The 14,291-nt window shown below is 69.0% G+C and carries 13 protein-coding genes and 1 tRNA gene; 8 read left to right on the forward strand and 6 right to left on the reverse strand.

Annotation, left to right across the window (positions count from 1 at the left end; genetic code table 11):
• The first annotated feature begins 17 nt into the window (after positions 1 to 17).
• From eutH to bioD, 5 genes are all read left to right on the forward strand, one after another.
• Entirely contained in the window at positions 18 to 1,244 is a 1,227-nt protein-coding gene (eutH, locus tag FB384_RS22960; RefSeq protein WP_183786912.1) for an ethanolamine utilization protein EutH, read from the forward strand.
• 199 nt (positions 1,245 to 1,443) lie between these two features.
• Entirely contained in the window at positions 1,444 to 2,517 is a 1,074-nt protein-coding gene (gene bioB, locus FB384_RS22965; protein ID WP_183786913.1) for a biotin synthase BioB, read from the forward strand.
• Positions 2,514 to 3,779 (forward strand): adenosylmethionine--8-amino-7-oxononanoate transaminase, encoded by a 1,266-nt coding sequence (locus FB384_RS22970; RefSeq protein WP_183786914.1) that lies wholly within the window; start codon positions 2,514 to 2,516, stop codon positions 3,777 to 3,779. Before bioB ends, FB384_RS22970 begins: the two co-directional genes overlap by 4 nt.
• Positions 3,776 to 4,909, forward strand: coding sequence for an 8-amino-7-oxononanoate synthase (locus FB384_RS22975; protein ID WP_183786915.1), 1,134 nt, complete (start codon positions 3,776 to 3,778; stop codon positions 4,907 to 4,909). Before FB384_RS22970 ends, FB384_RS22975 begins: the two co-directional genes overlap by 4 nt.
• A complete protein-coding gene (gene bioD / locus FB384_RS22980; RefSeq protein WP_183786935.1) occupies positions 4,906 to 5,604 on the forward strand; it encodes a dethiobiotin synthase in 699 nt (232 codons plus the stop codon). The genes FB384_RS22975 and bioD overlap by 4 nt, the downstream gene beginning before the upstream one ends.
• A 28-nt stretch (positions 5,605 to 5,632) precedes the next feature.
• Here bioD and FB384_RS22985 read toward each other — a convergent pair whose 3' ends face one another.
• From FB384_RS22985 to FB384_RS22995, 3 genes are all read right to left on the reverse strand, one after another.
• Positions 5,633 to 5,746: a methionine/alanine import family NSS transporter small subunit gene (locus FB384_RS22985; RefSeq protein WP_183786916.1), complete on the reverse strand. Its 114-nt coding sequence runs from the start codon at positions 5,744 to 5,746 to the stop codon at positions 5,633 to 5,635.
• Positions 5,746 to 7,293: a sodium-dependent transporter gene (locus tag FB384_RS22990; protein ID WP_183786917.1), complete on the reverse strand. Its 1,548-nt coding sequence runs from the start codon at positions 7,291 to 7,293 to the stop codon at positions 5,746 to 5,748. The genes FB384_RS22985 and FB384_RS22990 overlap by 1 nt, the downstream gene beginning before the upstream one ends.
• A gap of 424 nt (positions 7,294 to 7,717) precedes the next feature.
• Positions 7,718 to 7,804: transfer RNA gene (locus FB384_RS22995), tRNA-Leu, on the reverse strand.
• Between the two features lie 110 nt (positions 7,805 to 7,914).
• Between FB384_RS22995 and FB384_RS23000 the strand changes: the two genes are divergently transcribed.
• The 3 genes from FB384_RS23000 (at position 7,915) to FB384_RS23010 (ending at position 10,334) form a co-directional block, all read left to right on the forward strand.
• Entirely contained in the window at positions 7,915 to 9,234 is a 1,320-nt protein-coding gene (locus tag FB384_RS23000) for a M20/M25/M40 family metallo-hydrolase (RefSeq protein WP_183786918.1), read from the forward strand.
• 207 nt (positions 9,235 to 9,441) lie between these two features.
• On the forward strand, positions 9,442 to 9,906 hold the full coding sequence (locus FB384_RS23005; protein WP_183786919.1) for a MerR family transcriptional regulator: 465 nt from the start codon (positions 9,442 to 9,444) through the stop codon (positions 9,904 to 9,906).
• Positions 9,903 to 10,334: a carboxymuconolactone decarboxylase family protein gene (locus FB384_RS23010; RefSeq protein WP_183786920.1), complete on the forward strand. Its 432-nt coding sequence runs from the start codon at positions 9,903 to 9,905 to the stop codon at positions 10,332 to 10,334. The genes FB384_RS23005 and FB384_RS23010 overlap by 4 nt, the downstream gene beginning before the upstream one ends.
• A 120-nt stretch (positions 10,335 to 10,454) precedes the next feature.
• Here FB384_RS23010 and FB384_RS23020 read toward each other — a convergent pair whose 3' ends face one another.
• From FB384_RS23020 to FB384_RS23030, 3 genes are all read right to left on the reverse strand, one after another.
• On the reverse strand, positions 10,455 to 12,224 hold the full coding sequence (locus FB384_RS23020; protein WP_183786921.1) for an L-lactate permease: 1,770 nt from the start codon (positions 12,222 to 12,224) through the stop codon (positions 10,455 to 10,457).
• Between the two features lie 515 nt (positions 12,225 to 12,739).
• Positions 12,740 to 13,594, reverse strand: coding sequence for an ABC transporter permease (locus FB384_RS23025; protein WP_183786922.1), 855 nt, complete (start codon positions 13,592 to 13,594; stop codon positions 12,740 to 12,742).
• On the reverse strand, positions 13,591 to 14,291 hold a 701-nt coding region (locus FB384_RS23030; RefSeq protein ID WP_183786923.1), incomplete at its 5' end, for an ATP-binding cassette domain-containing protein. The genes FB384_RS23025 and FB384_RS23030, both read right to left, overlap by 4 nt.

Here is a 14,291-nt window from a genome sequence, read left to right on the forward strand (position 1 = left end):
CGGAAGGAGGAGGACACGTGGAGTCCTTCGGGAACCTGATCATCTACATCATGATGGGGTTCGTCGTGATCGGTGCCGTGGCATCGATCCGGGACGACGAGCACGGCCTCGGCAAGGAGTTCAAGGAAGGCCTGCACTCCATCGGCGCCATCTTCATCCCGGTCGCCGGGATCATGGCCGCCATCCCGTACCTGTCCGCCCTCGTCGAGTCCGTCGCCGGGCCGTTGTTCGACGCCATCGGCGCCGATCCGGCGATCGCCGCGACGAGCCTGATCGCCGTGGACATGGGCGGTTACCAACTGGCGCAGGAAACCGCGGCCAGCACCGGCGGCTGGATCATGGCGACCGTGGTCGGCTACATGGCAGGCGCCACCATCATCTTCACCATCCCCGTCGGTCTGGCCATGTTGGACAAACGGGACCACCGGTACATGGCACTCGGCGTGATGTCGGGCGTGCTCGCCATCCCCATCGGCGTGCTGGTCACCACGACCATCCTGGTCGCGAGCTCCACGACGGTGCGCGGTGAGGTCTCCGCCGACAGCGCCTCCGACGCCGCGCTGTCCGGGCTGGACGCCGGTTCGATGCTGCTCAACCTGCTGCCGCTCGCGGTGTTCGTCGCGGTGCTGGCGGCGGCGTTGTGGTTCGCACCGAAGTTCATGATCCGCCTGTTCATCTGGTTCGGACGGATCCTCGACGCCGCGCTGAAACTCGTGTTGGCGGTGAGCATCATCGAGCACTTCACGGGCGTGTTCTCCGCCGTGTTGGGCAGCTGGGGTTTCGACCCGATCATCGCCGACTCCGAGGACCAGTACCGGGCCCTCGAGGTCGCCGGCAACATCGGCATCATGCTGGCCGGCGCGTTCCCGATGGTCTACGTGCTGCGCAAGGGGCTCGCCCGGCCGCTGGGAGCACTCGGCCGCCGCGTCGGGATGAGTACCGAGGGCACCGCCGGGCTCCTCGCCGCCGTGGCCAACGTGCTGGCGCTGTTCCGCCTGATCCGGGACATGCCGCCGAAGGACAAGGTGCTGTGCATCGCGTTCGCCGTCTGCGCCGCGTTCCTCGTGGGCGACCACCTGGCGTTCACGGCGAACTTCCAGCCGAACCTCATCGGACCGCTGCTCATCGGCAAGCTGGTGGGCGGGCTGCTGGCCATCGGACTGGCGGTCGTCATCACGAGGCCGGCCGTGCAGGCCCTGGCCGCCGAGGAACAGCAGGAGGCCGACACCACCCCGGCCGCGTAACCCGCGGGCGGGCCGAGGGATTCGAGGCGGCCGGCGGCGAGGCGTGATCCACGTCCTCGCCGCCGGCCGCCGCTTTCGGTTCACGCCCCGCCGGCACGACCCGTTCCGTTGACCGCGCGGCGCCGACCGGTTTAACCTGAACACCGTTCAGCTGAACACTGTTCAGGTTCAGTACCCCACGGTCGATACCGGAGACGCGATGAGCGACACGTTCCAGCAGCTTGCCGACGCGATCCTGGCCGGCACGCCGGCCACACCGGAGGACGCACTCGCGGTGTTGCGCGCCGACGACGCCGAGCTGATGCACGTCGTCGCCGCCGCCGGCCGGCTGCGCCGCGCCTACTTCGGCAACACGGTGAAGGTGAACTACCTCGTGAACCTGAAGTCCGGGTTGTGCCCCGAGAACTGCAACTACTGCTCGCAGGCGCTGGGTTCCGACGCTCCGATCCTCAAGTACTCGTGGCTGTCCAAGGAGGACACCTTGGCGCAGGCGAGTGCGGGACTGCGCGGTGGAGCGAGCCGGGTCTGTCTGGTCGCCTCGGGACGCGGACCGTCCACGCGGGACGTGGACAAGGTCACCGACATGGTCGAGTCGCTGAAATCGGAGTATCCGGACGTCGAGGTGTGCGCCTGCCTCGGGCTACTCGCGGACGGTCAGGCCGAGCAGCTCAAGGCGGCCGGGGTCGACGCCTACAACCACAACATCAACACCGCGAAGAGCAACCACGCCAACATCGTGCAGACCCACACCTACGACGACCGGGTCGACACCGTGCAGAAGGCGAAAAGCGCGGGGATCTCCCCGTGCTCCGGGCTCATCGCGGGGCTCGGCGAGTCCGACGAGCAGCTCGTCGAGGCACTCGTCGCCCTCCGTGAGCTGGACTCCGACTCGATCCCGGTGAACTTCCTGATGCCCTTCGAGGGCACGCCCCACGAGAACACCTGGGAACTGTCCCCCGCCCGCTGCGTGAAGATCCTCGCGGCCGCGCGATTCGTCTGCCCGGACAAGGAGGTCCGCATCGCGGGCGGACGCGAGATGCATCTGCGGTCGCTGCAGCCGATAGCGCTGCACGTCGCCAACTCCCTGTTCCTGGGCGACTACCTGACCTCCGAGGGCCAGGACGCCCGTGCGGACCTGGACATGATCCGCGACAACGGTTTCGTCGTACTGGGCTCCGAACAGGACCTGGCCGAGCGGGCCGCCCAGCCCGAACCGGCCGACCCCGCGATCCGGCGCCGTGGTGCGGGCACCGACGTCCTTCCCAACGCATGACGGCACCGGCCGAACAACTGCTCGCGTTCGATCGCGAGCACCTGTGGCACCCGTACACGTCGATGACCGGTCCGGCTCCGGTGCGGCTCGTGACGGGCGCGGCCGGCAGCCGCATCACCCTCGACGGCGTCGGCGACGTGGTCGACGGGATGGCGTCCTGGTGGTCGGCCATCCACGGGTACCGGCACCCCGCGCTCGACGAGGCCGCGCACCGCCAGCTCGACCGGATGTCGCACGTGATGTTCGGGGGACTCACCCACGACCCCGCGATCGCACTCGCCCGTCGCCTCGTGGACCTCGCGCCCGGCGAGCTCGACCGGGTGTTCCTCGCCGACTCCGGGTCGGTAAGCATCGAGGTGGCGATGAAGATGGCGCTGCAGTACCAGCGTGGCAGCGGCAGGCCGCAGCGTTCCCGGTTCCTGACCGTCCGCGGCGGATACCACGGCGACACGTTCGACTGCATGAGCGTGTGTGACCCGACCGGCGGCATGCATTCGATGTGGTCGGGCCTTCTGCCGCAGCAGGTGTTCGGCGAGCGGCCTCCCCCGCTCGGCGGCGATGTCGATGCGTGGGCCGAGGGGTTTCGTGCGCTCGCGGCGCGGCACCGGGACGAGCTGGCAGGCCTGATCGTGGAGCCGCTCCTGCAGGGCGCCGGAGGCATGCACCCCTACCCTGCCGAGTGCCTGTCGATCTTTCGTGAGGTGGCCGACGAACACGGCCTGGTGCTGATCTTCGACGAGATCGCCACCGGGTTCGGCCGTACCGGCACCTTCTTCGCCGCCGACGCGGCCGGTGTGGCCCCGGACGTCATGTGCGTCGGGAAGGCCCTCACCGGCGGCTACCTGTCCCTCGCCGCCACGTTGTGCACGGCGGACGTCGCCCGCGGCGTCTCCGCCAGCGATTCCGGGGTGCTCATGCACGGCCCGACGTTCATGGGCAATCCGTTGGCCTGCGCGATCGCCACCGCGAGTCTGGACCTGCTGACCGAACGCGACTGGACAGCCGACGTGCGGCGGATCAACGCCGGGTTGCAGGCCCTGCACGGGATCGACTGCGCCGACGTGCGGGTCCTCGGCGCGGTCGGGGTGGTCCAACTCGACCACGACGTCGACGTGCCCGCAGCCGCCGAAGCGGCACTCGCCCGGGGAGTGTGGCTGCGTCCGTTCCGCGACCTGATCTACACCATGCCGCCCTACGTGTGCACCGACGAGGACATCGCCACCATCTGCGCCGGGATCGCCGCCGCGGCGGAGGCGGCATGACCGCGTGGACGGGGTGGCTGGCCGAGCAGCGGACGACGCGTGAGACGGCGGGGTTGCAGCGCACCCTGCGGCCACGGCAGGCCGCCGAGGACACCATCGATCTCGCCAGCAACGACTATCTGGGACTGAGCAAGCACCCCGACGTGTGCCGCGCCGCCTCCGACGCCGTCCTCACATGGGGTACCGGTGCGGGTGCCTCGCGCCTCGTCACCGGCACGACCACCCTGCACGCCGACCTGGAACGGGCGCTGAGCGAGTTCACCGGCCACGAAGCGGCGCTGGTCTGCTCGACCGGATACCACGCGAACCTGGCCGCGGTGACGGCACTGGTGGACCGGCATTCCCTGATCGTCTCGGACGAGCACGTCCACGCGTCACTGATCGACGCGGCGCGGCTCTCGAAAGCGGCGGTCACGGTCGTCCCGCACAACGACGTCACCGCGGTCCGCGACGCGCTCGCGGAAGCCGGTGGGCGGCGGGCCGTGGTGTTGACCGAATCGGTCTTCTCGGTCCTCGGCGACGCCTCGCCGCTGGCGGATCTGGCCGACGTGTGCGCGGCGGCCGGCGCGCTGCTTCTCGTCGACGAAGCGCACGGACTCGGTGTGATCGGTGAGGACGGAGGTGGCGCCGTCCGCACCGCAGGCCTGGCCGGCCATCCGAACGTGATCATGACCGCGACGCTGTCGAAATCCCTCGGCGCCATGGGCGGTGCCGTGCTCGGCTCCGCGGAACTGGTCGACCACCTCGTCAACCGCGCCCGCCCGTTCATCTTCGACACCGGCCTCGCCCCCGCGCCGACGGCAGCGGCGCTGGCCGCCCTGCGGTTACTGCGGGACCGGCGGCTCAGCCCGGCGGGGATCCACCGGCGCGGCGGCGAACTGGCCGAACGGCTCGGCGTGCCACGGTCGGCGGGTGCCGTGCTGTCGGTCCCGATGCCGTCGCCGGGGGCCGCCCTGGCCGCGCAGGCCGACGCGCTCGCCACCGGAGTCCGCGTCGGCTGCTTCCGCCCTCCGTCGGTGCCGGACGGCGTCTCGCGGCTGCGCATCACCACCCACATCGGACCCGACGACGAGAGCTGGACGCACGCCCTCGATGTCCTGACGGCCGCCGTGCGCCGGTGCCGAACGTGATCACCGTCGTCACCGGGACCGACACCGGCGTCGGCAAAACCGTCGCCACCGCGGCGCTCGCGGTGCGCGCCGGCCCCGGCACGATCGTCGTCAAACCCGCACAGACGGGAGGCGGCACCGACGAACCCGACTGCGCGGTGGTGCAGTGTCTGGCGGCCTGTCCCACCGCCGAGTTCGTCAGGCTCGACGACCCCCTCGCCCCCGACACGGCGGCCCGGCTGCGTGGCGTGGACATCCCTCCGGTCCACGCGCACGCCGCCCGCATCCGCGAACTCGCGGCGCGTCACGCTTCCGTGATCGTCGAGGGCAGCGGCGGACTCCTCGTCCACCTCGACACCTGCGGGGGCACACTGGCGGACCTCGCGACGGACCTGACCGGCGATCACGACGTCGAGGTGTTGGTCGTGACCCGAGTCGGCCTCGGCACGCTCAACCACACCGAACTTACCGTCAACGAGCTCCGCTCCCGCGGCATCGAGCCGGCAGGACTCGTGCTCGGCGCCGTTCCGGAGCGGCCCGGCCTCGCCGAGCAGTGCAACCTCACCGATCTGCCCCGCGTCACCGGAGTACCGGTCGTCGCGGCACTTCCGGAGGGCGCCGGCGCTCTCGCCCCGGCACGCTTCCGAGCGCAGGCCCGCTCCTGGTTCGCCGGGTCCCCCGATCTTCACGGGGGCAGGATCGCAGCAGGTGGCTGACGACCACTGAACACCGACTCGCCGCGCGCTATTCCCCTCGGTTCTCGGGACTGCGCCGGACCAGGTTGACGATCGCCAGCGCGAGACCGCCCCAGATCACCAGGATCGCGACCAGCATCATCACCACGGCCGAGACGTCCATCAGCGCACCTCCTCCTCGGTCAGGTCCAGCCTCGTCTGCGACTTCCACGGCGCCAGCGATGCCAGCGCGGCCAGTATGACCACACCGACGACGACGCCCCAGCCGAACGTGGCCAGCATCCACGCCGGATAGTCCTCATACGGCGCGCTGATGTCGGTGATGAGCTGCCGGATCAGCACGTAGAGCAACGCCACCGGTGCCACCACACCGACCAGCACCTTCCACAGTCGACCCAGCGGGATCGAACCGCGGTGGTTCAGATGCCTGGCCAGTTCCGGAAGCAGGCGGACACCCCAGGCGAGCACCAGCATGCTGATCACGGCAACCGCCAGGATGCCGAACTGGTTGATGAAGTGGTCCACGATGTCGAGCACGTACAGCCCGCTCGTCGTCGAGAAGAGCACCAGGCTCACCAGAGCGGTCGGGATCACCACGGCCAGCGTCGCGGTCGTGCGGGACATCTCGAACTTGTCCCGCACACCGGAGATCACGACCTCGAGCACACTGATCAGCGAGGTCAGCCCGGCGATCACCAGTGAGCCGAAGAAGAGCACGCCGAGCACCGCTCCTGCCGGTGCTTCGCTGATGATGGCGGGGAAGGCGACGAAGGCCAGGCCGATGCCGTCCGAGGCGACCTCGCCCACGGCCACTCCGGAGGCCTGGGCCATGAATCCCAGTGCCGCGAACACCCCGATACCGGCGAGCAGCTCGAAGCCGGAGTTGGAGAAGCCGACCACCATCGCCGAACCGCTCATGTCGGTCTTGCGCTTCACGTAGGACGCGTAGGTGATCATGATGCCGAAGCCGATCGACAGCGAGAAGAAGATCTGCCCGAAGGCGGCCGCCCAGACCCCCGGTTCGAGCAGCGCTCCCCAGTCCGGAGTGAACAACGCGTTCAACCCGCCGCCGGCACCCGGCAGCATCAGCGCCTGCACCACGAGGGCGAGGAACGCGATCACCAGGATCGGGATGAAGATCATCGCGATGGTGCCGATGCCCCGCTGCACGCCCAGCGCCATGATCACGATCAGGGCCACCCACACCACGAGCAGCGGCACCAGCACACCGGGCGTGAACTCCATGGCCACGCCAGGATCGCCGAGGTGGAGGAAGTCTTCGAAGAAGAACGCCTCCGGATCGTCACCCCAGGCCTTGTTGACCGAGAAGAACGTGTATCGCAGCGCCCAGGCGAGCACGGCCGCGTAGTAGACGGCGATGAAGAAGCAGATCAGAACCTGCCACCAGCCGAGTCCCTCGATGCGCTTGCGGGCGCGGGCGAACGACAGCGGCGCCGAGCCACGGAAGCGGTGCCCCAGCCCGTAGTCGAGCAGCAGGAACGGGATTCCCGCGGTCAGCAGCGCCACGAGGTACGGCAGGATGAACGCGCCGCCGCCGTTCTCGTAGGCGACGTAGGGGAACCGCCAGATGTTGCCGAGCCCGACCGCGGACCCGACTGCGGCGAGGATGAACACGCGTCGGCTGCTGAATCCGCCACGCCGGGTCTCCTCGACCTGCGCTCCCGTCCCCGAGCCGGCGTTGTCGGTCATCCGTCCTCCTCGGTGTCGGCCGTGGAACGTGGTCCACGCATATCGGGCAAATTCTATTCCTCGTGACTCTCCGGAACAAAACGTCGACTACCCGGCCTGTCACGCAGGAAACCCTCGTCGCCCCTGGCGAGAGCGGTACGGTACCCGGCCCGATGCGGCTCGATGATCACCGGGTTCGTCCGCATCGGACCCGGAAATGCGAACGAACGCGGACCGCTGCCGTGGGTGACCTGCGCCGGCCCAGTTCCGCAGCGGCCAGAGCGGCGCCGTGAGCGCCCACCCGCCGGCTTGTCGCCGTCACCGGCCGCGTAGCTCCCGACCACGAGCCGTACCGGACGCCGCGCACCACCCGTGAGCACCGCGCCGCGACCCCGACGCCGGTAACATAAAAAACTGCCCACCCGGAAAACCGGGTGGGCAGTTGTGGTGTCCGAGGGGGGACTTGAACCCCCACGCCCGTTACGGGCACTAGCACCTCAAGCTAGCGCGTCTGCCATTCCGCCACTCGGACTTGCTGGCGAATAGAGTAGCGGACACGAGCGACCCCGCGCACAGGGGGGTCCACCTTTGCGATCCCACGTGTCTCACCTGCACCAACGGTCTCAGTGATAGGAAGGTCCTGTGACCGAGAATCCCATCGAGGCGGCCGCCGACGAGGCCGTGACTCTCACCAGCGAGCTCATCCGCATCGACACGACCAACACCGGCGACCCCGACACGGTCGTCGGTGAACGCGCGGCGGCCGAGTACGTCGCCGAGAAACTCACCGAGGTCGGCTACGAGGTCAGCTACGTCGAGTCCGGCGGGACGAACCGGCACAACGTCGTCGCACGGCTGCCCGGCGCCGATCCCTCGCGCGGCGCGCTGCTCGTGCACGGCCACCTCGACGTCGTGCCCGCCGACCCCGCCGAGTGGTCCGTGCACCCGTTCTCCGGCGCGGTGCAGGACGGCTACGTCTGGGGCCGCGGCGCGGTCGACATGAAGGACATGGTGGGCATGACGCTCGCGCTGGCGCGGCACTACAAGCGCGAGGGCATCGTCCCGCCCCGCGACATGATCTTCGCCTTCCTCGCCGACGAGGAGGCGGGCGGCAAGTACGGCGCGCAGTGGCTCGTGTCGAACCGGCCCGAGCTGTTCGAGGGTGCCACCGAGGCGATCAGCGAGGTCGGCGGCTTCTCGATCACGCTCAAGGACGACGTGCGCGCCTACCTGGTCGAGACGGCCCAGCGCGGGATCCGCTGGATGACGCTGCGCGTACGCGGCACGGCGGGCCACGGCTCGATGATCCACCGCGACAACGCCGTCACGAAGCTCTCCGAGGCCGTGGCGAAACTCGGCAACCACCGTTTCCCGCTCGTCGTGTCGGACTCGGTGCGGGAGTTCCTGGACGGCGTCACCGAGATCACCGGATGGGATTTCCCCGACGACGACCTCGAAGGCAGCGTCGCCAAACTCGGCAACATCTCCCGCATGATCGGCGCGACGCTCCGCGACACCGCCAACCCGACGATGCTCACCGCCGGCTACAAGGCCAACGTGATCCCTTCGGTGGCCGAGGCCTCCGTCGACTGCCGCATCCTGCCCGGCAGGCTGGAGGCGTTCGACCGCGAACTCGACGATCTGCTCGGCCCCGACGTGGAACGCGAGTGGATGGAACTGCCGCCGGTGGAGACGACGTTCGACGGTGCGCTCGTGGACGCCATGAGCGCCGCCGTCACCGCAGAGGACCCCGGCGCGCGGACCCTGCCGTACATGCTTTCCGCGGGTACGGACGCGAAGGCGTTCCAGCGGCTCGGCATCCGCAATTTCGGGTTCGCTCCCCTGCAGCTTCCCGCCGACCTGGACTTCTCGGCGCTGTTCCACGGCGTCGACGAGCGGGTCCCGGTGGACGCGCTCAAGTTCGGCACCCGAGTCCTCGACCGGTTCTTCCGCAGCGCCTGACCGCGCCCGGCGCCGCGACGGGCCCCGCCCCGCCGCGGCGCCGCCGCGCGACCCGCGTGTTCTGCACTCAGACCCGCGTGTCCTGCGTTAAAACCCACGTGTCCTGCGTTCAGACGCGCGCGTTCTCCCCGCTGGATGTACCGACCGCGGACATGGCTCGATGGCGCGCTTGCCTTCGAGTGCGCTCACACCTCTAGCGTCCTGGTCATGGAACCGGACGACACGTTGCGCGAGGCGCTTCGGCTGGCGGTGGATCCGCCGGGCGGGGTCTCGATCGAGGCGTTGCGTGAGCTCGCTCGCGATGACGACGCGACCGCGTGGGACGTCGCGACGACTGCCGCTCACCTCGGGGTGAATCCCCACACCCTCCGCTATTACGAGCGCATCGGCCTGGTCTGCGTACCTCGCGACGGTGCGGGCCATCGTCGCTACGACGCGGCCGCGGTGCGCCGACTCGTGTTCCTCATCCGGATGCGGACCTCAGGCATGTCGATCAGCGACCTGCGCCACTACGTCGACCTCGTCGACGCGGATCGGGACACGGTCACTGAACGCATGGACATGTTGCTGGAGCACCGCGACACCCTGCGCTCCCAGATCGCCCAGCTCCAACTGGCTCTCGCCGCCACCGAGTACAAGATCGCCACCTATCGGGAAGGCCCTCGACCATGACCGACACGGCCGCTGGCCAACACGACATCGACAGCCCCGGGCAGCTCGCTCGCCGCCGTCACGGACAGTCAGTCCTGTCGCGAATCGACGGACACGCCGGCGAGGCCGTGATCGACTCGCTTGCCGACATCAACCCGGCGCTCGGACACCACATCGCGGCATTCGGATTCGGCGACATCTACGACCGTCCGGGCTTGGATCCCCGGAGCCGCCAACTCGTCACCCTCGGCTCCTTGATCGCGCTCGGCGGCTGCGAACCGCAGCTCAAGGTCCACATCGGCGCAGCACTGAACGTAGGCATCAGCCGGGACGAGATCACCGAGGTCATCCTGCACGCCGCCTGCTACTGCGGATTCCCACGCGCGGTGAACGCCAGCGTCGTGGCACGCGAGGTCTTCATCGAACGCGACACCGCACCCGCCACCTGAACGTCGGCGTTCTGCACCGAGCCGCCGTCGCAGGGTTCACGAAACACGGCATCACCATCGAACGGGCCCTGTCGGACATCGGCTCGGCCTACCGATCCCACCTGTGGCGTGGCACTACATCTAGACCCGCGTGTCCTGCTCCCGGCGCTGCCTGCGCAGCAGCCACGCGGTCACCGCCAGCCCGGCGACCAGGAGGGCGATCAGGATCGTGCCCGGGTTGACCCCGACGCCGTAGGCGAACACGTACCCGAGGCCGCCCGCGAAGACGACGTAGTAGCCCAGTGGAAGCAGGTTCTTCCGGATCACATCGCCTTCCCTGCCCAGCAGACCGACCGTGGCGGACGCGGCGACGACGTTGTGCACCGTGATCATGTTGCCGGCCGCACCGCCGACCGCCTGCGAGGCGACCACACCCTCCGGCGGCAGGCCGACCTGCTCGGCGGTCGAGAACTGGAACAGCGAGAACATCATGTTGCTGATGGTGTTCGAGCCGGCCACGAACGCTCCCAGCGCACCGATCGCCGGTGCCAACAGCGGCCAGTTCCCTCCCGTGATCGAGGCGACCCCCTCGGCGATGGTCAACGGCATGCTCTCGTAGCCGGACAGGTTGATCTCGGAGTTGATGAACACCCGCACCAATGGCACCGCGAACAGCAGCGCGACGGCCACGCCGAAGATCTGTTTGCCCGCGATCCGCCAGGAACCGGCGATCTCGCGGGCGCGCATCCGGTGCAGGCCGTAGGTCGCGAGGCACACCACGATGAGCAGGAAACCGGGCAGGTACAGCGGCTCGATGCTCTCACTGATCTCGGTGCCGAAGATGTTCTCGAAATCCAGCGAGACGCCCGTCAGCAGCTCCTGGACCGGAGTCACCGTGCGCGACACCACCAGCAGCACGGCCAGCAACACGTAGGGAGTCCACGCCAGCAGCGGGTGGATGCGCCGGCCGGCGACGTCGGTCTCCGGCTCCAGCGTGCCTGTCCAGCGTGGGTCCCATTGCTCGCGGCCGGGGAACTCCCACGCCTGCTCCGGCATGAACAATCCGCGCCGGGCCGTGGTCACCACGATCGCCAGGCCCGTGAGGCCGCCCAGCAATGCTGGGAACTCCGGACCGAGCACGATGGCGAACACGACATACGGCACGGTCATCGCGAACGCCGAGAACAACGCGAACTTCCAGACCCCCAGACCGTCGCCGAACCGGCGGCGCTCCCCGAAGAATCCGGTCACCATGCAGGCCAGGAACAGCGGAATCAGCGTGCCGATGATGGCGTGCATGAAAGCCACGTCGACACCGATGCGTGCGACGTACTCCGGCATCTCGAGGCCGAGGAACCGCAGTCGTTCGTCGACGGCCGCGCTGCCGCTGAGTCCGTCACCGATGCCGGTGATCACCGGCGTGCCTGCGGCACCGAACGTCACGGGTGTCGACTGGATGACCAGTCCGACCATCACCGCGGCCATGGCGGGGAATCCGAGCGCGAAAAGCAACGGCGCGACGACGGCGGCCGGGGTGCCGAACCCGGATGCGCCTTCGATGAACGATCCGAACAGCCAGCCGATGATGATCGCCTGGACGCGACGATCCGGACTGATGTCGGTGAACGTCGACCTGATCGTGGCCAGGCCGCCGCTCTTGCTCAGCGTTCCCAGCAGCAGCAGCGCGCCGAACACGATGGCCAGGATCCCGACCGCGATGATCAGGCCTTCGACACTGGCCGCGGCGATGACGGCGAACTCAACTTCCCACACCATCGCGGCGATGGCCACGACGGTCACGAAGCCGATGGGCATGGCGTATTTCGCCGGCCATCGGAAACCGACGAGGAAAATCCCGACGACGGCAAGCGGCGCCAACGCGACGAGACTCAGAACGGCCAAGTTGTCCATGGGAAACACACCCTTCGACACACCGTTGTGTCTGGGGACCCGTGTCGTAGCCGTGGGTCGGGTCCGAGTGTTCAGCGGCAGGGATGTTCGACGACTCGCGCGCCGTCTCGGTCCGGGCGGATCAGGACACGGCGTCGGTCACCGGGTACATCGGATGGTTCCGCGCATCGTCGCTGCGTCCGCCAGGAGTGTGGGCGCCGGCCGAGGGCGTGAGCGCAACCTCGAGAGACTCGGGTGGGATCGTCTCGCGCTGCCGTCACAGGGGAAGATCATGAATGCACCTCTGCATCGCCTCGCTCCGCACCAATGGTGTGACCTTAATGAGCCCGCTCCGGCCGGACAAGAGCGTCCTGCCACGAACCGGAGCCGCTCTCGTCCGGCGACCTGGCCCATGGTGAGGAAACGGCCGGTTCCCGAACACCGACGCCACGGCGAGCGCGGAGCCCGCCGCAGCGTCACCCGGTGTCGCAGCGTCACCCGGCGTCACTGTCACCCGGCGTCACGCGCGGTCGGCGTCACTTGCGGTTGTACATCCGCATGGTCAGCGGGCCGAAGATCGCCAGGATGATCCCGGCCGAGACGAACATCCACAGCGTCGCAGAGGCGTCCCACTCGCCGCTCAACGCGCCGCGCACCGCCGCAACCAGGTGCGCGATCGGGTTGACGTCCACGAACCCCTGCAGCCACGACGGCATCGTCCGCGGGTCGACGAACACGTTGCTCAGGAACGACAACGGGAACAGCACCATGGCGCTGACCCCCATCACCGAGCGTTCCGACCGCAGCAGCAGGCCGAGCAGCGTCCAGATCCACGAGAACGCGAACGAGAACACCAGCAGCAGGCCGACACCAGCCAGCACGCCGAGCACCCCGCCGCCCGGCCGGTAGCCGAGGGCCAGCCCCAGCAGAATGATCACCACGGAGGCCAGCGAATAGCGGCACACGTCGCCGATGACCGCGCCCACGAGTGCTGACGGCCGCCAGATCGGCAACGTGCGGAACCGATCGAACACGCCCTTCTGGATGTCGGCGTTCAGCCCGACGCCGGTGTACATCGTGATCATCGCGACGCTCATCACCAGCACGCCCGGCAGCAGGTACTGCAGGTATTCCTCCGGCGAGCCCGCCAATGCACCACCGAACAGGTAGGTGAACATCAGCGTCATGATCACCGGGAACGCGGTGACGTCGAACAGCTGCTCCGGCACGTGCTTGATCTTCAGCATCGCCCGCCACGCGAACGTCACCGACGCCGACCACGCGCTCGGCGGGGTCGGCGGTTCACCGGTGGCCAGCACCGCTCCGAGGTTGTCCGCGACGGGCGTGTCACCGCCGGCGTCCGCGCGCTCCGCGTTCGACGTGCTCGTCATGCCCGGTTCCCCTTCCGGTCCGTCAGGGCCAGGAACACCTCGTCGAGGCTGGGCTGGCCGAGTGAGAAGTCGTCCACGGTGATGCCGTCCTGCGCCAGCCGCGCGAGGGCGCGCGAGGCGTGCTCGGCGGCTCCCCTGCCGGACTCCCCGCCCGCGATCCGGGCGGTCAGCGCCACGGGATCGGCGTCGAACTGCACCTCGGTACCCAGTTCCGCGGCCAGTACGCGTTCGGCCTGGACCCGCTGCTCGCCGCTGCGCAGCCGCACGCGTACCGATCCCGCTCCCACGGACGCCTTCAATTCGCCGGGCGTGCCCTCCGCGATGACCGTGCCGTGGTCGATCACGGCGATCCGGCCCGCCAGGTGATCGGCCTCGTCGAGGTACTGGGTGGTCAGCAGCACGGTGGTGCCCTGCGCGACGATGACCCGCACGATGTCCCACACCTGGTTGCGGCTGCGCGGATCCAGGCCGGTCGTCGGTTCGTCGAGAAACAGCAGGCGCGGCGTGGAGATGATGCTCGCGGCGATGTCGATCCGCCGCCGCATGCCGCCGGAATAGTGCTTCACCTGCCGGTCCGCGGCGGCGGCCAATCCGAACGCGTCCAGCAGTTCCCCCGCCCGGCGCTGCGCCGCCGACTTCCCGTGCCCCAGCAGCCTGCCGAGCAACACCAGGTTCTCGGTGCCCGTCAGGTCCTCGT

Source organism: Prauserella sediminis (assembly GCF_014195435.1).
GTDB lineage: Bacteria > Actinomycetota > Actinomycetes > Mycobacteriales > Pseudonocardiaceae > Prauserella > Prauserella salsuginis.

Coding starts and splice junctions, on each gene's coding strand:
- bioB (WP_183786913.1), top strand. CDS start 1,444: ATGAGCGACACGTTCCAGCAGCTTGCCGACGCGATCCTGGCCGGCACG.
- FB384_RS22970 (WP_183786914.1), top strand. CDS start 2,514: ATGACGGCACCGGCCGAACAACTGCTCGCGTTCGATCGCGAGCACCTG.
- FB384_RS22975 (WP_183786915.1), top strand. CDS start 3,776: ATGACCGCGTGGACGGGGTGGCTGGCCGAGCAGCGGACGACGCGTGAG.
- FB384_RS22985 (WP_183786916.1), bottom strand. CDS start 5,746: ATGGACGTCTCGGCCGTGGTGATGATGCTGGTCGCGATCCTGGTGATC.
- FB384_RS22990 (WP_183786917.1), bottom strand. CDS start 7,293: ATGACCGACAACGCCGGCTCGGGGACGGGAGCGCAGGTCGAGGAGACC.
- FB384_RS23005 (WP_183786919.1), top strand. CDS start 9,442: ATGGAACCGGACGACACGTTGCGCGAGGCGCTTCGGCTGGCGGTGGAT.
- FB384_RS23010 (WP_183786920.1), top strand. CDS start 9,903: ATGACCGACACGGCCGCTGGCCAACACGACATCGACAGCCCCGGGCAG.
- FB384_RS23020 (WP_183786921.1), bottom strand. CDS start 12,224: ATGGACAACTTGGCCGTTCTGAGTCTCGTCGCGTTGGCGCCGCTTGCC.
- FB384_RS23025 (WP_183786922.1), bottom strand. CDS start 13,594: ATGACGAGCACGTCGAACGCGGAGCGCGCGGACGCCGGCGGTGACACG.